The sequence below is a fragment of the Pseudomonas sp. ANT_J12 genome (genome assembly GCF_008370045.1).
Classification (GTDB): domain Bacteria; phylum Pseudomonadota; class Gammaproteobacteria; order Pseudomonadales; family Pseudomonadaceae; genus Aquipseudomonas.
In genome coordinates this window covers 64,698-85,485 of record NZ_VOBN01000014.1, presented here as the reverse complement: position 1 = coordinate 85,485, position 20,788 = coordinate 64,698, and the positions used below count along the sequence as shown (strand labels likewise).

Annotated in this window: 9 protein-coding genes and 1 pseudogene; 7 read left to right on the top strand and 3 right to left on the bottom strand. The window is 56.9% G+C overall.

From position 1 onward, the window contains the following. Positions 1–441: 441 nt before the first annotated feature. Positions 442–1,320: pseudogene (locus tag FQ192_RS24105) on the top strand (site-specific integrase); the annotation flags it as partial. 464 nt (positions 1,321–1,784) lie between these two features. Here the strand turns inward: FQ192_RS24105 and FQ192_RS24100 are convergent. Continuing rightward, positions 1,785–2,792: a DNA-binding protein gene (locus FQ192_RS24100; protein WP_149660789.1), complete on the bottom strand. Its 1,008-nt coding sequence runs from the start codon at positions 2,790–2,792 to the stop codon at positions 1,785–1,787. 181 nt (positions 2,793–2,973) lie between these two features. Here FQ192_RS24100 and FQ192_RS24095 point away from each other — a divergent pair, with 181 nt between their 5' ends. Then, complete coding sequence (locus FQ192_RS24095) at positions 2,974–3,924, top strand: site-specific integrase (RefSeq protein ID WP_149660788.1); 951 nt, start codon at positions 2,974–2,976, stop codon at positions 3,922–3,924. A gap of 104 nt (positions 3,925–4,028) precedes the next feature. On the opposite strand, the gene pgi is transcribed toward FQ192_RS24095, so the two are convergent. Next, complete coding sequence (gene pgi / locus FQ192_RS24090; protein ID WP_149660787.1) at positions 4,029–5,669, bottom strand: glucose-6-phosphate isomerase; 1,641 nt, start codon at positions 5,667–5,669, stop codon at positions 4,029–4,031. A gap of 406 nt (positions 5,670–6,075) precedes the next feature. Here pgi and tpiA point away from each other — a divergent pair, with 406 nt between their 5' ends. The 3 genes from tpiA to FQ192_RS24075 are packed head-to-tail and all read left to right on the top strand — an operon-like array spanning position 6,076 to position 10,324. After that, positions 6,076–6,855 carry a triose-phosphate isomerase gene (gene tpiA, locus FQ192_RS24085; protein ID WP_149660786.1) on the top strand — a complete coding sequence of 260 codons (780 nt, stop codon included), beginning with the start codon at positions 6,076–6,078 and terminating at the stop codon, positions 6,853–6,855. 2 nt (positions 6,856–6,857) lie between these two features. Then, positions 6,858–9,284, top strand: a complete 2,427-nt coding sequence (locus FQ192_RS24080; protein ID WP_149660785.1) for a phosphoketolase — start codon at positions 6,858–6,860, stop codon at positions 9,282–9,284. After that, entirely contained in the window at positions 9,281–10,324 is a 1,044-nt protein-coding gene (locus tag FQ192_RS24075; RefSeq protein WP_149660784.1) for a class I fructose-bisphosphate aldolase, read from the top strand. Before FQ192_RS24080 ends, FQ192_RS24075 begins: the two co-directional genes overlap by 4 nt. On the opposite strand, the gene FQ192_RS24070 is transcribed toward FQ192_RS24075, so the two are convergent. Then, entirely contained in the window at positions 10,311–11,003 is a 693-nt protein-coding gene (locus FQ192_RS24070; protein WP_149660783.1) for an HAD family hydrolase, read from the bottom strand. The genes FQ192_RS24075 and FQ192_RS24070 overlap by 14 nt on opposite strands. A 315-nt stretch (positions 11,004–11,318) precedes the next feature. On the opposite strand from FQ192_RS24070, the gene FQ192_RS24065 reads away from it, so the two are divergent. Then, positions 11,319–11,966, top strand: coding sequence for a BON domain-containing protein (locus tag FQ192_RS24065; RefSeq protein ID WP_149660782.1), 648 nt, complete (start codon positions 11,319–11,321; stop codon positions 11,964–11,966). Positions 11,967–12,142: 176 nt separating this feature from the next. Then, complete coding sequence (locus FQ192_RS24060) at positions 12,143–20,779, top strand: GH36-type glycosyl hydrolase domain-containing protein (protein ID WP_149660781.1); 8,637 nt, start codon at positions 12,143–12,145, stop codon at positions 20,777–20,779. The last annotated feature ends 9 nt before the right edge of the window (positions 20,780–20,788 follow it).

Genomic DNA, 20,788 nt, shown 5'->3' with positions numbered 1-20,788 from the left:
CTTAAATCTAGACAGCGCTTAGAGCTGACCCTTCAGCACCGGCGCACTACACGCCCAGTATGCATTCACTAGCCCGGCCCACAGTGTGTGTCACTCGCTCAAATCGTCTGATAGTCCTCTGACAGCGCAGATTGCACCAGGTCGGCATAAACTAGTCACGTGTATCAGCCCATGCCATTTTCATTGATGCGTTTCATGAAATAAAACATTTCTGTCAGCTTAGCTGTACTATTGCAGAGCTGCCCTAGACCGTCCTCTCCCAGAAGCCTTGGCATGCTGGTGATGACGTTAGGTTGATCAACAAGCGCTTACTGCCATTGTGCTGCACGGCAACACCAAAAGGCTGGAATGCAATATCCGATAACTGTCAGCCCCGGATATTGCAGAATTCGCCTTAGAGGCGTTCAGGCTAACGCCATTCCAGTATTGCATGGTGCAGTCATGCCACATATACCTCAGCCGATATTCGATACCTTCGAATGTTTCCACGAACTCAACTTTCTCCAATTAAGCCACGAGCGGTCCAGTGTCCAGCGATATCTCAACAGATTCGACGTCAGCTTCCGTGCCGTTGACAGCTACTTGATTGTGCGGAGTTTCTTGAAGTCGTACGCCGGTAACCAGTCGACCTTCAACTCCTTCAGAACACACGTCGAACGCTTGCTGCTCTGGGCGCTGATTATCGCTCGCAAACCGCTCCTGGGCCTGCGTCGCTCCGATGCAGAGCAATTCATGGAATTCTGTCTTAACCCGCCCGCGTGGGTCGGCCCCATGATCAAATCTCGGTTCAAACGCATCGGTGGGCGAAAACGGCTTGAGTCAGATGAGTACGTCGTGAATCCTGACTGGCGCCCATTCAGTTGCACCGTTTCTAAACGTGAGCGCAAGCTGGCGTCTGAAGCGATGAGCGATCTCTCCACCCGTACTTACCATATGGCCCAGGGATCTGTGGCTCAGGTCTTCGCTGCCTGCGGTAGCTTCTTTCAGCACGCGATGGATGAAGGCCTTACGGAAGCGAATCCGTTCCGCGCCATCAAGCAGAAGTCGATCTACAAGCAGCGAAACACACTGGACGTGGCGTCTCGGTCCTTGACCGAGTTGCAATGGAGTTTCGTGATTGATACTGCGGAACAGATGGCTGACGATGATCCAGCCCATGAGCGCACGCTGTTTGTCGTGGCGACGCTCTTTGCTATGTACCTCCGAGTGTCTGATCTGGTCGGCCGTGACAACTGGCGGCCAACAATGGAAGATTTGCGGCGGGATACAACGGGCAACTGGTGGTTCCACGTCGTCGGTAAAGGCAACAAAGCTGCCAAGAGTCGCGGTGGCAAACGCTCTTCATCCAATGCCAGATTCACCAACGCGTCCCACAGCAAGGTGCGCCGACAGCTGAACCGGCCCCGCCCGTCTGTCATGCAGTAATCAAGAGCCCCCTGCTCAGACTGCTGAGGCGTCAGGTGTCTATGCGGCCGGATTTCAACATTCATCATTTGGTGCCAATTGCCGTCGCTACTTGAGTCCGCTGTCCGGGGCCCTACTGTTGGCGCCGACGCATTTTTCACCCACATGCCGGAATTTCATTGACCCAGTTTCGAACACCGGACTCGTTGTTGAATTTCGCTTTTAGACTTCTGGGTTGGGTCAGAATAGCGTCGGCACCTGGGTCAAAAATGCAGTGGCGGTTACATCAGGCGCTCATGCGCATGTTTCAGGCCAAGAGTACTTGCATCAGAACCGCTGCACGCCGCGTTAAATTTGTTCAATCTAACTCTCCTTGGGTTTTATTTAGTGGAGCTTTCATTTTCGATATCAGGGTGACCCGCGGCTTGTCGTAGCTGAGTGAGCTCCGCTGAATAGTGCAACGACAACCTCTTGGCTTCGGCCAATTGCGCGCTTGCCTGCGCCAGGCCGTCCTCCAGTCGCTTGGATTCGGCGCGTGACATACCAAGCTGTTCCTGAAGCGCTTCTTTCGCCCCGTCTGCCTTGGCAACTGCTGTCTTCATGGCAGCAATCTCACCGGTCAACCGAAGCGTCGCATCTTCATGTGTCGCCGCCGCTTTGGCCTGCTGCCGAGCCTCACTCAGCAGGCGCTCGTTATCTCTGTTGAGTCGAGTCAGTTCGTCCTGCTTGATCATCAACGTCTGCTGGAGTTGGCGCAGCTCAACCTGAACTTGCTGCACCTGCCCTTCGTGGCGCTGTTGTTCCTGCTCCCGCTGCTCCTTGACCGCGTTGCGGTAATGTTCCAGCGCATCGCGTGAATGCAGGTGCTTTTCTTCCAGGGAGCGGATCTGCTCATCCTTCTCCTGCACGCGCAGTTCGAGATCACTGCGATTTTGGCTCAGGCGCGCATTGCGGGTGATTTCAGTTTGAAGGCCGGTCTGGCAGATCAGCAACTCTTCCGTTTGAGCCTCAAATGCCGCCTTCTGGCTATCAAACTGGCGCTGCAAGAAGGTGAACTCTGCATTGAGAGCTTCGTACTTTTTTTCCAAGGCAACGCGCTGTTCGTCAAAAACGCCTTGGGCGTGTGCAATAGCTTCACCCCCCTCCTCCGTCATTCGCGCCAACAAGCCGGCCACAAGCTCAGTCAGCTCGTCACTTAATCGCTCCGTGGATGCCCGAGGCCGCGGATCAAAATCTTCAATCTCCTTCAAATAACGGTGAATGGTCGTCTTTGAGCCGGTATTACCCAGTTCAATGCGCACGGCGTCGATGCTCGGATTCTCGCCGCGGGCGAGCAGCGCTCTCCTAGCCTCCAGGACAGTCGCCTTGTTAATTCCGCCGCGTGCCATTTTCCTCTCCTACGATTTCGTACTGTTTTACATACCACGTATATACATAGCACTTTACAGCTATAAAAAGTACAGCATGAGAGCTTTTCTTTGATAAAATAATCGAGCGTTATCGCATCATATAACTGGTTTTGGCCTTTTTCGACGCCGGGAAAGGTACGTTTCGCGTAGAAGGGTCGAGATGAACAAAGTTGATCGTTATCTGCAGGCCGGCACCCGGGAAAACACCCGGCTAAGCTATCGTGCCGCGGTGGAGCACTTCGAAGTGACCTGGGGTGGGTTCCTGCCTGCCACTGGGGATGGCATCGTGCGTTACCTCGCCGAGTATGCGGATAAGCACGCCATCAACACGCTGAAGCAGCGCTTGGCCGCATTGGCTCAGTGGCACATCACGCAGGGATTCCCTGATCCCACAAAAACGCCGACTGTTAAGCAAATGATCAAGGGCATCCGGACATTGCATCCGACCCAAGAAAAACAGGCAGCCCCTCTCCTTCTATTCCACCTGGAGCAAGCGGTGAGCTGGCTTGAGCGAGAGGCAGCTCTCGCGGCTGAGCGCGGCCAATTTGTAAGTATGATCAGACATCGGCGAGACATTGCTTTGGTGCTGATCGGGTTCTGGAGGGGTTTCCGGGGTGATGAACTGGCACGTCTTCAGGTCGAACACACCCAAGCCGAGTCAGGGATAGGGATCACTTTCTACCTGCCGCATACGAAAGGCGATCGACAACACCTGGGGACGACATTCCACACCCCCGCGCTCAAGAAGCTCTGCCCCGTTCAGGCTTACATCAACTGGATCACCGTCGCCGGCATTTCGCGCGGGCCTGTATTCAGGAAGGTCGATCGTTGGGGAAACCTTGCTGACGGCGGTATCAACTCTAATAGCCTGATACCACTGCTTCGCCGCATCTTCGAGCAGGCTGGCGTCTCGGCTGATCTCTACAGCAGTCACTCCATGCGCCGCGGATTCGCGACCTGGGCATCGGCGAATGGCTGGGACATTAAGAGTTTGATGAGTTATGTGGGCTGGAAGGATGTGAAGTCGGCGATGCGATATGTAGATGCCAGCTCATCGTTTGGGGAGCTAGCTGTTCAGGTTGCAGCACCAAAACCAGAAGTGCTGAGGTAACCAGGATCGGACGAGGCTTACAGAAATTTTTAGTGGTTGCAGAGGTCTAGTTTCATTCGATTCACTTCGATTAGAAGAGTTGTAGCACGGGTTGTAACCAAAAATCATTGAAGATGACGATACTTTCTTATCAATGCATTGGTCGAACTGTCGTGCGCTAGCGCCACATGTTCGGATTCGGTCAGTTCGGCCAACACCAGCCCAGCCAGAACCTTGCCGAACTCGACGCCCCATTGGTCAAAAGAATCAATATCCCAAATCACACCTTGCGTGAAAACGCTGTGTTCGTACAACGCTACCAGTGCGCCCAGTGTGTGCGGGCTCAGTCGCATGGCCAACAGAGTATTGCTGGGCCGGTTGCCTCCCACTACACGGTGCGGCACTAGGGCCTCTTCTGTGCCCTCGGCGTAGAGTTCGCTCGCCGTCTTGCCAAAAGCCAGTGCCTCGGAAGCTGCGATCAGGTTGGCCATCAAAAGGTCATGCTGGTTGTCAAAAAACCTGTCGTCTCCCTGACACGGGATAAGGCTATGAGCGAAGCCAATGAAATCACAAGGCACCAATCGGGTGCCTTGATGCAGTAGCTGGTAGAACGAATGCTGGCCGTTTGTACCCGGTTCCCCCCACACAACGGGTGATGTGTCGCAACCGACAGCGGCTCCATCACAAGTGACATGTTTGCCGTTACTTTCCATGGTCAACTGCTGCAGGTAAGCAGGAAAGCGTGACAGGTACTGTTCATAGGGCAGAATCGCTTGCGTGCTGGCACCAAGGAAGTCGTTATTCCATATCGCCAGCAAGCCCATCATTACGGGCATGTTCCGTTCGATCGGTGCGTGCAGGAAATGCTCGTCCATGGCTCGCATGCCAGCAAGCATGTCGCGAAAACGAGCTGGTCCGATAGCTATCATGGTCGACAGGCCTATGGCCGATGCCATCGAATAACGACCTCCTACCCAATCCCACAAAGGAAACGTCTGTTCGGGCGCGATACCGAATGCAGCGGTCGCCTCGGTGTTGGTTGAGATGGCCACAAAATGGCGCACCACCGAAGCCTCGTCTCCCAGCTGGGACAGACTCCAGGCTCGCGCAGCAAGAGCGTTCGTCAGCGTCTCTTGCGTATGAAAACTCTTGGAGCAAATGATGAATAGCGTCTGCTCCGCCTTCAACCCATGGGTGGCCTCAGCCAGCGCAGTACCATCAACGTTGGAGACGAACTTCATATCCAGATTGCGCTGGCTGTAGTGTTTTAAGGCGTCGTACGCCATCACTGGGCCGAGATCGGAGCCACCGATACCAATATTGATGACATGACGTATGGGCTTGCCGGTATGACCGCACCAAGTGCCGCTGCGGATCTGCTCGCTGAAAATGGACATGCGATCCAGCACGCAGTGCACTTGAGCTACAACATCAACGCCGCCTACCCACAATTGCTCGCACGCCGGTGCTCGCAAGGCTGTATGCAGCACCGCCCGTTGTTCGGTGGTGTTGATCAGTTCGCCGCGAAACATTGCGGCGATACGCTCATAAAGATCGCAGTCGCGTGCCAGCGAGGCTAACAGACCGATGGTCTCGCCGCTGATGCGGTTTTTTGAATAATCAAGGTAAAGCCCGGCGGCCTCAAGCACAAAGCGTGTGCCACGCTCCGGGTCCGCAGCAAACAAATCACGCAGATGTGTGCTGCCTATTTGTGCGTAGTGTGTTGCCAGCGCTAACCATGCGGGCCGGGCGTTGAGCGCCTTCAACGCCTGAATCCCCGAGCGCCAAGTGCAAAACGGTTAAGCGTGCTGGCCCCCATTCGATGAGGACCGATACTTGAGATTTTCATTCTTATACTCCCGCTGTATTTCTTATGCGGCCGGTGTGTATCGGCGACGATGATCTCAACTCCTTATGCAGTAGTTGGCGGAAACCGAGGCCTGTAATCGACTGTACCTACGCATGCGGAATAGGTCTGTTCGCTACCACACGCAAGTGCCTAATGCGCTTTCTCTGGGTTGCCTGAAGGAGCGATACGACCCTTTCTGCGTTCCACTTTTCACACCAAGTTGACCGTAGCGTGCGCTGGCGCACAGAACGAAGCGCTGTCGGAGCGCATCGTCAAACCTTATCGAGGAGCCTTGCGGTTCGAACGGGAGAGCGAAGCAGCCTATGCAACCACTGATCGCCGGAAACTGGAAGATGAATGGCGTGGCATCCCAGCTCCATGAGATCGAAGCGGTGGCCGCCTCGGTGAAAGCGACACTACCATCGACCGAGGTTCTGATTTGCCTGCCCGCAACACTGATCACGCGCGCAGTGCAGACGGCTGCTGGACGCATCGCGATCGGTGGGGAGGATTGCAGTGCTGAGATCTCGGGCCCCTTCACTGGAGACTTCAGCTCAGAGATGCTCAAGGATGCCGGCGCCTGCGCAGTCATCGTCGGGCATTCGGACCGCCGCCAGCATCACGGGGAGACTGATGCAGTCGTGGCCGCCAAGGCCAAAGCGGCGCGACGTGCGGGTCTGTTGGCAATCATCTGCATCGGTGAGACGAACGCGCAGCGGCTTGCAGGGAATGCCCTGTCCATCTGCGGCGATCAGATCGCCGGGAGTGTGCCCAAGGAGATGACGGCGTCCGACGCAGTGATCGGATACGAGCCACTTTGGGCTATCGGGTCCGGCCAGATGCCAACGTCCGAACAAATCATTGAAATGCATGCGCACATCAGGGCATGCCTGACCCAGTGCTTCGGGGCTGAGGGTCAAAAGGTACGCATCCTGTATGGCGGTTCGGTCAAACCTTCCAATGCGCACTCGATTCTGGCGTTGCCGCAAGTCGATGGCGTCCTGGTTGGCGGCGCCAGTCTGAAGTCCGAGGATTTTCTGGCGATCTGCCGAGCGGCCCCGGCCCTGAATTCCCCTACCGTCAATTCACAAAAGGAACAGTGACCATGAACGACGCGCTCACCTTGACGCAAGAGAATCAAAACGTTGACGTCGCCGGGCAGCTTGCCGTCGATGTACCGACGTTAGCTGCAGATGAATTGTGGCGCATGAACGCTTACTGGCGAGCCGCCAATTACATTTCGGTCGGCCAGATGTACCTCTACGACAACCCGCTGTTGCTTGAGCCTTTGACCATGTCACACGTCAAGCCGCTCGTGGTCAGCCACTGGGGTACGACGCCGGGCCAGAACTTCATCTACGTGCATTTGAATCGAGTGATCAAAAATCACGATCTTGACATGATATACATTGCCGGTCCTGGACATGGAGGCCCGGCAATCGTCGGTAACGTCTATCTTGAAGGCACCTGGAGCGAGGTTTATCCGAATATCAGCCAGGATGAAGCAGGACTGAAGAAGCTGTTCAAGCAGTTCTCGTTTCCGGGCGGTATTTCCAGCCATGTCGCACCGACGACACCAGGCTCAATCCACGAGGGCGGCGAACTCGGCTATTCACTCAGCCACGCCTTCGGTGCCGCATTTGATAATCCGAATCTGATAGTGGCCTGCGTCATCGGCGACGGCGAGGCCGAGACCGGCCCGCTGGCCACGGCGTGGCAGTCCACCCGTTTTCTCGATCCGGTCACTGACGGTGCAGTGCTGCCGATCCTGCATCTGAACGGCTACAAGATCAGCAATCCGACGTTGCTTGCGCGCATCGCTCATGACGAACTGGAGCAGTTTCTGCGTGGCTGCGGCTGGGAGCCTTGCTTTGTCGAGGGCGACGACCCTGCGACGATGCACGAACTGATGGCCCGCGCGACAGACACCGTCATCGCGCAAATCAGGCAATTGCAGACAGTTGCCCGCTCCACTGAATCGGTCACACGGTCGCGCTGGCCGATGATCGTTCTCAGATCACCCAAAGGCTGGACCGGGCCGAAAAGTGTCGATGGGCTACAAATCGAGGGCACCTTCCGCTCGCATCAGGTGCCGCTGTTGGTCGATGCCCATCACTCCGAGCACTTGGCTCAACTTGAAAGCTGGATGAAGAGTTACAAGGCGCAGGAGCTATTCGACTCCAGCGGACGATTGATTGCGAAATTGGCCGAGATGGCACCGAAAGGCCTGCGGCGCATGGGCGCTAATCCAAACGCTAACGGCGGACTGTTGCTGCGCGATCTACATATGCCCGACTTCCGTGTACACGCGGTTCAGATCTCCTCCCCCGGCGCCGTTTTCGCCCAGGACACCCTGGTGCTCGGAGAGTTTTTCAAGGACATCATCAAGCTGAACCCCGACAACTTTCGAATCTTCGGGCCGGACGAGACATTGTCGAACCTGCTTGGCGCAGTCTTTGATGTCACCAACCGCCAATGGGATATGGCGACCGTTGCGAACGACGAGTTTCTCGCGCCCACCGGCCGCGTCCTCGATTCGATGCTGAGCGAGCACCAGTGCGAGGGCTGGCTGGAGGGCTACCTGCTGACCGGTCGGCATGGGCTTTTCAACAGCTACGAGGCCTTCATCCGCATCATTGATTCGATGTTCAGCCAGCATGCCAAGTGGCTCAAAGTCACCAAGGAGCTGGCGTGGCGACGGCCGATCGCCTCGTTGAACTACCTCCTTGCCTCGCACGTCTGGCAGCAGGACCATAACGGTTTCACGCATCAGGACCCAGGTTTCCTCGACCATGTGATCAACAAGAAAGCCGACATCGTTCGCGTTTATCTGCCGCCCGATGCGAACTGTCTGTTATCAACATTCGATCACTGCCTGCGCAGCCGTAATTACGTCAATGTGGTCGTCGCCGGGAAGCACGCGCTGCCGCAATGGTTGACCATGGATGAGGCGGTCGTGCACTGCACTCAGGGCGTTGGGATCTGGCACTGGGCGAGCAACGACCAGGACAGCGAACCGGACGTCGTGATGGCTTGCTGCGGCGATACTCCGACACTTGAGATTCTGGCGGCCGTGTCCATTCTGCGTGAACATTTACCCGACCTGCGGATTCGGGTAATCAATGTCGTTGACCTGATGAAACTGCAGTCAGCCAGTGAGCATCCGCACGGGTTGAGTGATGCGGACTATGACTCGCTGTTCACCAAGGACAAGCACATCATCTTCGGCTTCCACGGCTACCCTTGCCTGGTGCATCGGCTTACCTATCGTCGAAACAACCGCAACCTGCATGTGCGCGGCTACAAGGAAGAAGGGACGATTACCACGGCTTTTGACATACGGGTCCAGAACGACCTGGACCGTTTTCATTTGGTACAGGACGTTGTCGACCGCTTGCCTCATCTCGGCAGCAGGGGCGCTTACTTGAAGCAGATGGTTCAGGACAAGCTTGTCCAGCACAAGCTCTACATCAACCAGTATGGCGAGGACCTGCCCGAAATCCGCAACTGGAAATGGGGGGCGAGCATATGAATACCCACGAGCTTGTCGATACGGCACGCCAGATGCTGGCTAACGGCAAGGGGCTTCTTGCGATGGACGAGAGTACCCCTACTTGCAACGAACGCTTCGCAGCCGTTGGCATTGAACCGACTGAGGCGGCGCGACGCGGGTGGCGTGAGCTCATCATCACGACTCCGGGGCTGGCCGAGAGTATCGGCGGCGTAATTCTGTATGACGAGACCATCTACCAGCGGTGTACCGATGGCAGGCCGTTCGTGCAGGTGTTGACTGATGCCGGCATCGTCGTCGGGATTAAAGTCGACACCGGTGCGAAGGCTCTGGCCGGACACAACGGCGAGAAAATCACCGAAGGGCTGGATGGTTTGCGCGAACGGCTGCAATGCTATGCCGCCCTCGGTGCGCGCTTCGCGAAGTGGCGTGCGGTGATCTCGATGGGCGCCGGTCTGCCCAGCCCAGCATGCATCACGGCCAACGCTCATGCACTGGCGCGCTACGCGGCCCTCTGCCAGGAGGTTGGGCTCGTGCCCGTGGTTGAACCCGAAGTGCTGATGTCGGGCGATCACTCGCTGCAACGTTGTGCCGAAGTCAGCGCGCTAGTGCTGCACGAAGTCTTCGAGCAACTGCATGTGCAAGACGTGCTGCTGGAAGGCATGGTGTTGAAACCGAGCATGCTCCTGCCGGGCCTGAACTGCAGCCATCAGGACAACATCGACGAGGTGGCCGACACCACCGTGACGGCCCTCCTGCGCGCCGTGCCAGCCGCCGTGGCGGGCATCGCGTTTCTGTCGGGCGGCCAGAGTGCCGAACTGGCGACAGCGCGTTTGAACGCGATGAACCGTCGCTTCAAGTCCAGGCTACCTTGGGCATTGACGTTTTCGTTCGCACGCGCGATCCAGCAGGCGGCCCTCGATATCTGGCGCGGCGAGCCTGGCAAAGTAAAGCAAGCCCAGCGCGCGCTCCAGCACCGCGCCACCTGCAACCGTGCTGCGCGACTAGGTGACTATTCGGCCGCCATGGAGAATCTGGCAATTCCGATCAGCGGCGTATAGCCGGTGGATACAGGTACGAGAGATCACCCGCGGCGAGATCGCCGATGCATTCAATCGTAAAATCGGCCGCCGGCTCGGCGGCGATGATCTGCGGGTCCATGGCGTAATGACCCTGTCGCACAAAAAGGGTGGTTAACCGCTCTTGCCAGATATCCTTCATGGCCGCCAGGATGCCCAACTTGTCGTCAACCATCACATAGTGACGGCTGGGATAGTGGTGTTCTGCGGCCTGTAGCATCTTTTCCTTGTGCACATAGACCAATGCACGCCCTTCTACGGCCTGCCACAGCCCCGAGCGTTGCAGCTTGCGCGGCTGTAAAACCACATCGCCATCGGAAAGGATTACGGTCAGGCCGTATTGGCCCAGATGCCTTATGACTTGCAGTGCATGTGCGTAGAGTCGATCGGCAAACGGGTAGTCAATAAGGAAGGACGCCATCATCAACAATCTTTGTTCGTCTGCACTGCCCTGCCCGATCTCAAGCCGGTAGCGCTGCAAGGCACCCAGGTAGTCGACATAGCCGAGTTCTTTGCGCAATCTGGCGAAGATTGCCCAGTAGCGCCGGGCATGGTCGTCTCCCAAATGCGCTTTCAAGTGCTCGTGAAAGTCATCAACAACGCGGTCGCCGTCCAGCAACGTGTTGTCGACGTCGAGCAGAAAGACAACGTCAGCCATCATTGAGGACCTCGTCCGGCTTCACCGGGGTGAGTGTTTGTGGGGCTATACCTTAATGGCGCAAGGCGTGACGTTCCGTAGTTGTCTTGAGAAACGATTCCAACAGCGTGCGCGTGGTCGTTACGGCACGTCTGTGTGCTGACGCACAGACGGCGCTTTAACTTGAGACCATTTTGGCATCGAGCAAGCGCCCTCCCCCCGCAAACTCGCAAAGCTCTCAGCGGTTCATCACCGGACTGCACACGCCATGAATCGCCAAGGAAGAACCCGGTGCGCAGTAATTGGCCGTGGAGAATCTGCCCGCCAAGAGGATTGATGATGAATGACCTGACGTTACGTAGAAGTATTCTGGACGAGCTGGAGTTTTTACCGCACATCGATGCTGCCGCTATTGGTGTCACCATCGAAAACGGCGTTGTTGTACTTACCGGGCATGTGAGGACTTACGCTGAAAAAATCGCCGCCGAACACGCAGTTCAGAGCGTTAAAGGCGTCGTTGCCGTGGCAGAAGAGCTCGAGGTGCAGGTATCCGGCGCCCACGCTATTGATGATGGTGTGATCGCCTCCCGTTGTCTGGATCTGATTCACTGGGACACGGCGGTTTCCAAGGAGCCCATTCAGATCAAGGTTCAGCACGGATGGGTAACGATTGAGGGGCATGTGGAATGGCAATACCAGAAAGCCGCCGTAAAAGCCCTCATACAGCAATTGCAAGGGATCGTGGGGATCGACAACCGTATAACCATAAAGCCTAAAGACAGCATTCAAGATATCAAGACGCTTATAGAAGAAGCCCTGGCACGAAGTGCCGAGCTGGATCCCAGCAAGATCCGCGTCACTGTGCAGGGCAATCAAGTAACGCTCGAAGGCACAGTTCACCGATGGCTTGAACGTAAAGCAGTCGAACACACAGCCTGGGCGGTTCAAGGCGTAAAACTTGTAGAAAACCACCTACTCATCAGCTGACCCGGCAGACGCAAGGCCCATCGGTATGTTCGCCACCGAACAGACTGCAATGGCGTCAAGTCAGCACACTTCTAGTTTCTCGAATAGTGACGCTCACATGGCACACGCAGGCGCCTGCGCCGCGCTCAACTCATCGTTATCGGGTGTGCGAGCACGCGTGTCAGATCAGGGGGAATATGACAAGCATATGGACACGCATCAGACTGTTGTTACCTCGATTGGCTGCCTTTTGTCGAACCGGCAAGTTCGCCAGAATCAAGTTTGCCGATGAGCCGATTCTACGCGCCGAACTGTTCAACGCAGACCAAATGGCCAGTCACGGTATGGCCCTGGCCAACCAGCATCAGGTCAGTGCCTTGTCCTCCCACGATGCTCTACTGGGCAGACTGGACGACAATGAGGTTGTGCTCAACCGAAGCTGCACCGCGCTGACGCAGGCGCAGTCTTCCAGCCGTCGCGTCACCCCGGCCGCCGAGTGGTTACTGGACAACTACTTCCTCGTTGAAGATCACATTCGTACCGCCAGAAAGCATCTGCCCAAAGGCTACAGCCGGGAGTTGCCACGCTTGACCAACGGCCCTTCCGCAGGCCTTCCACGGGTCTATGACATTGCGCTGGAAACGATCTCCCATGGTGACGGCCGATTCGACGAACGGAGCCTCAGACGCTTCATCGTTGCCTATCAGACCGTAACACCACTGGCACTGGGGGAGCTATGGGCGATCCCGATCATGGTGCGCCTTGCGTTGATCGAAAACCTGCGCCGGGTGGCGTCACGGGTAATGGCAGACTCGGACGACCGAAACAGGGCGGATGACTGGGCCGAGCGCCTGATCGAGGTTTCCGGGCGTGATGTAAAAAATGTCGTGCTGACCGTCGCCGACATGGCCCATTCGGTGCCACGGTTGAGTGCTGCGTTCGTAGCTGAGTTTGCCCGCCGCTTGCAGGGCCAGAGTGTGGCCCTCGCCCTGCCCCTCAACTGGATCGAGCAAATACTGGGTGAAACGGGCTCCAGCACAGAGCGTCAGGTACACCTCGACGCGCAGCAACAGTCTGCCGACCAAGTGTCTATCAGCAATAGCATCGCAAGCCTGCGCCTGTTGACGGCCACCAATTGGCGCGAATTCGTCGAATCGATGAGTCATGTCGAACAGACTCTGAAGAAAGACCCCGCCGCCGTTTACCCTTTCATGGATTTCGCCACCCGCGACAGTTATCGACACATGATCGAACGGCTCGCCAGGCGCAGTCATCGGCCAGAGATTCAGGTGGCTCAGATCGTCGTTGATCTGTCGGGACAGCAGCACGCAGCGGCACTGGACAGCTCGCTGCACAGCCATATCGGCTATTACCTGATCGGCGCTGGCATTGGTGTTCTTGAACAAAGGCTTGTTGCCAACGTGCCTATGCATGAGCGCTGGAAGCGCCTTCTGCAATTTTCACCATTGATGTTTTACCTGACACCGGTAGGCGTTCTCACACTGATTTTTGCCTTGCCATTGCTCGCCTCTGCGAGTCGTGACGGTCTGCCCGACTTGGCCTTGCTGGCGCTGGCGGTGCCCTGCCTGATCATGACCAGTCGCCTGGCAATCAGTCTGATCAATTGGCTAGTGACCTTCAGCCTGTTGCCCACCATATTGCCGAAGATGGACTACGCCGGCGGTATTCCTGAGGAAGCTCGCACGCTGGTGGCCATTCCTTCACTCATCGCGACTAGTGCCGATATCGAGGAGCTGGTGGAAGGCCTGGAGGTCAGGTACCTGGCCAATCGCGACGATAATCTGTTTTTCGCCTTGCTCACTGATTTTCTTGATGCGCCAGAAGAGGTCGAGGTTCAGGACGCAGAATTGCTGACACTCGCCTCCCAGGCTATCAACCAACTCAATCGTAAATACGCTGAAGGCGTGGTCGACCGGTTTTTCCTGTTTCATCGATCGCGCTGCTGGAACCCCGGGCAACAGGTGTGGATGGGGCATGAACGCAAACGAGGAAAACTCAACGACCTAAATGCGTTGCTGCGCGGCACCGGCAAAACGCGTTTCACGACGATTGTCGGTGACATACGCCCCCTTCTATCGGTGCGTTACGTGCTGACCCTCGATACCGACACATTGCTGCCGCAGGATGTTGCTCGCCAATGTGTGGCAGCCATGATGCACCCGCTCAGCCGGCCCTTGTTCGACACTCGCAAGGAAAAAATCGTATCCGGTTACGCGTTGTTGCAGCCGCGCGTAGGCATCAGCCTTGCCAGCACACCACGCACCCTCTACTCCCGGTTGTTTGGTTGTGATGGTGGTGTCGACCCCTATACCCGTGCGGTGTCGGACATCTATCAGGATCTGTTCCAGCAAGGGTCCTTCATTGGCAAGGGCATCTATGATGTGGATGCCTTTAGCTGTGCGCTGGAAGGCTGTCTGCCAGATAACCAGATACTCAGCCACGACTTGATCGAGGGCTGCTACGCACGCTCGGGTTTGCTCAGCGATGTGCAGTTGTATGAGCAATACCCCTCCCGTTACAGCGCCGACATCAAACGCAGGCATCGTTGGATCCGCGGTGACTGGCAGTTAGTCCCATGGCTGCTCCCTTGGGCACGCAATACACGAGGTGAATGGACGCGCAACCGCTTGGGCGTCATGGCGCGCTGGAAGATCCTCGACAATCTGCGTCGAAGTCTTGAGCCAATGGCCTTGCTGTCAATGCTGGTCTGGGGCTGGTTTGCCAGCAGTGAACCCTTGGCCTGGACACTGGCGGTGGTCGGTTTGCTGGTTATCCAACCGTTGCTCAGAACCTTTACCGATGTCCTGCAACCACCACTGAACGTGCCTTATCGGGAGTACCTCAAAGCCCTTCTTAATGGGCTGGCACAAGACCTCGCGCAAGTCTGCGCCGCCATCGCCTGGCTACCGTTCGAGATGTACTACAGCGCTGGTGCCATTACGCGGTCGCTGTGGCGTATATTTTTCAGCCGGCGCTTGCTGTTGCAATGGCAGCCGTCCCGCGAGGTCGAGCGCAGTTCGTCGAATCGGGTATCCGGACTCTACCGCGAGATGTGGTTTGGACCACTGCTTGCGCTGAGCGCGCTGGCCGGGTTGTTGACTGATCCGGTCAGGCTGACCATTGCCGCTCCGCTGCTACTGGCTTGGCTGGCAGGTCCATGGATCGCCTGGCGTCTTAGTGCCAAGCCGGAGCACGCGGCGTTCGCCCCCTCGCCCGAGGCGTTGCATTTTTTGGGGGTGCTGGCCCGTCGAACATGGGCGTTTTTCGATGAATTCGTAGGCCCGCAGGACAACTGGTTACCGCCGGACAATATCCAAGAAGAACCTAAACCGACGATTGCCCATCGCACCTCCCCCACTAATATGGGCATGGCCCTGCTCGCCCATCTGGCCGCCCACGACTTTGGTTATTTGAGCACCGAACGCCTGTTGCTACGCCTGGCCGCCTCACTGGACAGCATGAACACACTGGAGCGTCACCATCAGCACTTTTATAACTGGTATGACACACAGACTCGCCTGCCACTCAGGCCTCAATACATCTCCACTGTTGACAGCGGCAACCTGGCAGGCCTGCTACTCACTTTGCGAGCGGGTTTGGTGCAAATGCCGGATAAACCCCTCTTCGGCCTTTCCGTCGTTAACGGCCTGCGTGATACGTTAAACACCCTGGGTGAAACGCAGAATACGAAAGACCTGTGTAATCAGTTACAGCCGATCCTTGAGCGAGCAGCGCAAACCCTCGAAACCCATGCATTGCTGGATCACCTGCAAACTGCTCGGGCCATCGTTGCGGCACCGCTGGCAAACGCCGAGGACGATTGCATCTACTGGCAGCATGCGTTCACTGCTCAATGCGACGACTGGATCGCGGCGCTTGCTCGCGATGAACTGCCTGCCCCTCTCCTCAACCACGAACCTCTCTGCCAAACGCTGAGGCAACTAACCCAACTCAACAGTGACGACTGGTCCACCGAACACCATGTTCGTCTTGAGGCGGTACGTACCCACGCCCGCGAGTCCATCAGCCTCCTGGATCGGCTGATCAAACTGACTGGCGGCCTTTCGCAGATGGATTTCGCGTTGCTCTACGACCGCAAACGCGATTTGTTTTCCATCGGCTACAACACTGAAGAACGTCGCCTGGACACCGGCTACTACGACCTGCTGGCCTCCGAGGTGCGCCTGACCAATTTTGTTGTGATTGCACAGGGCCAAATACCCCAGCGGGCCTGGTTTACCTTGGGCCGATTGTTGGGGGTTTATGCCGGCGTACCAACCTTGATGTCCTGGTCCGGGTCGATGTTCGAATACCTGATGCCGCTGCTGGTCATGCCCAACTATGACGGCAGCCTGCTAGATCAGACCTGCCGTGCCGCCGTGACCATACAAATCGAACAAGGCAAAAGCCTTGGCATACCTTGGGGGGTATCGGAGTCGGGCTACTACATGCTCGATACCCAGTTCAATTACCAATACCGAGCGTTTGGCGTGCAGGCGCTCGGCCTTAAGCGCGGCTTGAGCGATGACATCGTGATAGCACCCTACGCCAGTGCCCTGGCGCTGATGGTAAATGCCGAGGCCGCCTGCAAAAACCTGCAACGCCTCGCTCAACAGGGCGCGATGGGGCGTTACGGACTTTACGAAGCCGTCGATTACACCGAAGCACGATTACCGAGTGGCCAGCGTTTCGCCTTGGTGCAGTCGTTCATGGCTCACCATCAAGGCATGAGCCTGCTCGCCTTGACCAGCGTGCTGCTCAACCAGCCGATGCAACGTCGTTTCGAGTCAGACCCTGCGTTGCGATCTGCCCTGCTGTTGCTGCAGGAGCGCGTGCCCAAAGCAACAGAACCTTATCTGCAACCCTCCCAAACACCAGCCGTTGGTGACAACGGCCAGAGCCACGACACCAAGCTGAGGTTATTTGCCCAACCAGGGCGGAAGCGTACCGCCGTTCAATTGCTCTCCAACGGCAACTATCACGTAATGCTCAGCAGTGCAGGCGGCGGCTACAGTAGCCGAAATGATATGGCTGTAAGTCGCTGGCACGAGGACATCACTCAAGATAATTGGGGTACTTTCTGTTATTTGCGGGATATCGCGAGCGGCGAATTCTGGTCCGCTGCGTTTCAACCCACTCTGCGCCGCACAGAGGTTCAGGAGGCCATTTTCAGCGATGCCCGGGCAGAATTTCGGGCGCTGGAAATGGATTACGACTCACACATGGAAATCGTCGTTTCGCCAGAAGACGACATTGAACTACGCCGGTTGCACATCACTAATCGCGGGGCCTCTGCCAGAAAATTCGAGATCACCACCTACGCAGAAGTGGTGCTGGCCCCGGCTGACACCGATGCAATGCATCCAGCGTTCAGCAAGTTGTTCGTGCAGACCGAGTTGCTGTTACCGCTGCAAGCCATCATCTGCAGTCGCCGTCCTCGATCCAGTGTTGAACACACACCGTGGATGTGTCACTTGCTGGCGGCACACGGGGTTCATATCGACACGATCTCCTACGAAACGGACCGAGCACGCTTCATCGGTCGAGGGCTCAACTTGAGTGCGCCTGCCGCGATGGCGCCCGGGTGTGCGCAATTATCGGGAAGTCACGGCGCGGTGCTTGATCCGATCGTGGCGATCCGCTGCCGTATCACACTGCAAGCGGGACAGCAGGCCACCATCGATCTTGTGACGGGCGTGGCGGATAGCCGAGACGATTGCATTTCCCTGATCAATAAATACCGCGATCGCCACTTGGCAGACAGGGTCTTCGATCTGTCATGGACCCACAGCCAAGTGCTGTTGCGACAGCTTAACGCTTCACCCGCAGACGCCCGGTTGTTTGAACAGATGGCCTCTTCGTTGCTTTACGCCAACGCCGCATTACGCTCAGACAGCGCCATATTGATGAGTAATCGACGCAACCAGCAGGGGCTTTGGGGGCAGTCGATTTCCGGCGATCTGCCTATCGTGCTCTTGCGGGTAAAAAGCCTGGATAACTTCGAGCTGGTCCAGAAGATGATTCAGGCCCATGCGTACTGGCGCCAGAAAGGATTAGTGGTGGACCTGTTGATCTGGAATGAAGATCAGAGCGGTTACCGCCAGCAATTACAGGATGCGATCATGGGGCTTGTCAGTTCCGGCAGCGAAGCTTCGCTGGTGGATCGCCCCGGCGGAATTTTCGTGCGCAGCGCGCAACAAATGTCGAGAGAGGACCGCACGCTGTTCCTCTCTGTCGCACGGTTGGTGCTCAGCGAAGGGTTGGGCTCAATTGCCGAACAGGTAAACCGCCGACGCGTAGCCCCGGCATACGCTCCATTCGTGTCGACACGGCAGTACGTACCCACAGCAGCGGCAAAGCGGCTTGCACCAATCCCTCGTCAGTTATTACTGGACAACGCCTATGGCGGTTTCAGTGAGGATGGCTGCGAGTATGTGATCAACTCGACAGCCACCACGCCCACACCGGCCCCTTGGGCCAATGTCATCGCGAACGCACAACTTGGCACCGTCATATCCGAGTCCGGCAGCGCCTACACTTGGGCGGAAAATGCTCATGAATACCGACTCACCCCCTGGCACAACGACCCTGTTACCGATCCCAGCGGAGAAGTCATCTATTTGCGCGATGAGGAGACGGGGCATTTCTGGTCAGCCACACCCCAGCCCTGCCCCGGCGCCGGTCACTATCAGACGCGCCACGGTTTTGGATACAGCGTTTTCGAACGTGAAGGCGACGGAATCAAGACGGAATTGTGGGTTTATGTGGCGCTCGATGCCCCGGTCAAGTTCTCACGGATGGTTATGCGCAACATGTCCGAACGCAGACGAACACTCACCGTGACGGGTTATGTTGAATGGGTGTTGGGGGATTTGCGCAGCAAGTCAGCGATGCATGTGGTGACCCAATCCGATCCTGTCAGCGGTGCGTTGTTCGCCCGAAACGCTTATTCAGTCGAGTTCGGTGAGCGTGTGGCGTTCTTTGACACTGACACAATCGACCACACCATCACCGGCGATCGCAGCGAGTTCATCGGCCGCAATGGCAGCCTGCAATCGCCGGCGGCAATGCATCACGCAAGACTGTCCGGACGCATCGGCGGTGGGCTGGATCCTTGTGCGGCGATTCAAATAGCCGTCGCACTCGATCCAGGGGAAAGCACAGAAGTAGTTCTGCGCATGGGTGCAGAGAAGAATGCTCAAGCGGCGACTCAATTGGTGCAGAGCTACCGGGGCGTCCAGGTTGCCGCCATACAGTTACAGAAAGCTCGAGAGCACTGGCGCTCGCTGCTTTCGGTAATCCAAGTGAAGACGCCGGCAGCAGGGCTGGATGTGATGCTCAACGGCTGGTTGATGTATCAGGTCATTGCCTGCCGTTTCCTGGCCCGAAGTGGCTATTACCAATCGGGTGGAGCCATTGGATTTCGCGATCAGTTGCAAGACAGCATGGCCATGATTCATGCAGACCCTGCAGCGGTACGCGCCCATTTATTGTTGTGCGCAAATCACCAGTATCAGGAAGGTGATGTCCAGCACTGGTGGCACCCGCCGCTGAATCGCGGCGTGCGTACGGCCTGCTCGGACGATTTCCTGTGGCTGGTGGCTGCCACCAACCGCTATGTGGAGATAACCGATGATCTGACTGTGCTGGACGAGTCTGCTGGATTTCTGGAAGGCCGCGCATTGAACAGTGGCGAAGAGTCCTATTACGACTTGCCGGGTGTATCGGATTTGCGCGAGCCACTTTATCGCCATTGTGTCCGCGCTATCGAGCACAGCCTGCGCCGTGGCAAGCACGGGCTGCCGTTGATGGGTAGCGGCGACTGGAATGACGGGATGAACCGTGTCGGTTATCTCGGCCAAGGCGAAAGTGTGTGGCTGGGGTTCTTTACTTGCGACGTGCTCAAACGTTTCGCAGCTGTCGCGCAACGCTACGGTGATGATGACTTTGCACAACTCTGTAACGAACACGCCAGGCAGCTCAGTGACAATCTGGAAAAAGCTGCGTGGGACGGCGCCTGGTATCGTCGAGCATGGTTTGATGACGGCCAGCTACTGGGCTCATCAATCAACGATGATTGCCGCATAGACTCCATTGCCCAGAGCTGGTCAGTCCTGTCTGGTGTCGGCTCGGCAAAACATCAGCGCCTGGCAATGCGTGCGCTGGATCTGCATCTGGTAAAACCCGAGATTCGCGCCATCCTGCTGCTCGACCCTCCATTCGATAAAGGCGAACAAGACCCCGGTTATATCAAGGGTTATGTGCCAGGTGTCCGAGAGAACGGCGGACAGTACACCCACGCCGCCATCTGGGCAGCTATGGCGTTTGCTCAATTGGGCGATGCCCGGAAAGCCTGGGAGTTACTGAACTTGATCAACCCCGCCGGCCCTCTCAATATTGAGACGTACAAAGTTGAGCCCTATGTGATGGCCGCCGATGTTTACGCTAAACAGCCCCACGCAGGACGCGGCGGCTGGACTTGGTATACAGGCTCGGCAGGATGGATGTACCGACTGGGGGTGGAGTCACTATTAGGTCTGCAACGCAGCGGAAACACGCTCAAGATCGAGCCTTTGATCCCGCAGGACTGGCCCGGTTTTACCCTGACTTACCGATTCGGCTTGACCCACTACCATTTCGAAGTCACCCAAGGCGTTACCGGCTCCACCTCAATGACGCTGGACGACCGGCGCATCGAAGACGGTGCGCTGGTGCTGATCGATGACCACATCGAACACCGGGTTCACGTTCAGTGTCGTGCACGCTTGCCAGGGCTGCTGGAGCACGAATATGCGAAAGCGGGCGATGAGTAAAAACGCCAA

Coding starts and splice junctions, on each gene's coding strand:
- FQ192_RS24065 (WP_149660782.1), top strand. CDS start 11,319: ATGAATGACCTGACGTTACGTAGAAGTATTCTGGACGAGCTGGAGTTT.
- FQ192_RS24070 (WP_149660783.1), bottom strand. CDS start 11,003: ATGATGGCTGACGTTGTCTTTCTGCTCGACGTCGACAACACGTTGCTG.
- FQ192_RS24100 (WP_149660789.1), bottom strand. CDS start 2,792: ATGGCACGCGGCGGAATTAACAAGGCGACTGTCCTGGAGGCTAGGAGA.
- FQ192_RS24060 (WP_149660781.1), top strand. CDS start 12,143: ATGACAAGCATATGGACACGCATCAGACTGTTGTTACCTCGATTGGCT.
- FQ192_RS24080 (WP_149660785.1), top strand. CDS start 6,858: ATGAACGACGCGCTCACCTTGACGCAAGAGAATCAAAACGTTGACGTC.
- tpiA (WP_149660786.1), top strand. CDS start 6,076: ATGCAACCACTGATCGCCGGAAACTGGAAGATGAATGGCGTGGCATCC.
- FQ192_RS24095 (WP_149660788.1), top strand. CDS start 2,974: ATGAACAAAGTTGATCGTTATCTGCAGGCCGGCACCCGGGAAAACACC.
- FQ192_RS24075 (WP_149660784.1), top strand. CDS start 9,281: ATGAATACCCACGAGCTTGTCGATACGGCACGCCAGATGCTGGCTAAC.